The organism is Marinifilum sp. JC120, assembly GCA_004923195.1.
Lineage (GTDB): Bacteria > Desulfobacterota > Desulfovibrionia > Desulfovibrionales > Desulfovibrionaceae > Maridesulfovibrio.
Genome location: RDSB01000159.1, coordinates 1 through 535 on the forward strand (window position 1 = coordinate 1; position 535 = coordinate 535).

Here is a 535-nt window from a genome sequence, read left to right on the forward strand (position 1 = left end):
GAAAATTATGTGTCGGCGGCGGGGACCGTTCCGCCCGCAAGCGCCGTTTGGTATAGGGCCGCCGTTTTCGCGTCGAAACAGCAGAACACCACCCGATCGACCGCCTCAGTCCGCGCAAGATAGGCGGCTACCGTATTGACGGCGATGCCGACCGCACGCTCAGGCGGGAAGCCGTAGGCCCCGGTCGATATCGCCGGAAAGGCTACGGTCCTGGCGCCATTTTCTTCCGCCAGCGACAGGCTGTTGCGGTAACATTCCGCCAGAAGCGCGTCCTCATCCTCGTCGCCGCCCTGCCAGACCGGCCCGACGGTATGGATGATGTGGCGCGCCGCCATGCGGAAGCCCGGGGTGATCCTGGCCTCGCCGGTCGGACAGCCGCCCAACTTGCGGCATTGCTCCAGCAACTCCGGCCCGGCCGCCCGGTGGATCGCCCCGTCCACCCCGCCCCCGCCAAGGAGGCTTTCATTCGCCGCGTTGACGACCGCATCGACGGAAAGGCGCGTGATATCGCCTTCCATCACGGTCATGCGCGCGT

1 protein-coding gene is annotated in these 535 nt (G+C 66.7%); it reads right to left on the reverse strand.

Features of this window, described 5'->3' with window-relative positions; genetic code table 11:
- Positions 1 to 5: 5 nt before the first annotated feature.
- Complete coding sequence (locus D0S45_20770) at positions 6 to 527, reverse strand: O-acetyl-ADP-ribose deacetylase (protein TIH06119.1); 522 nt, start codon at positions 525 to 527, stop codon at positions 6 to 8.
- Between the last annotated feature and the right edge of the window lie 8 nt (positions 528 to 535).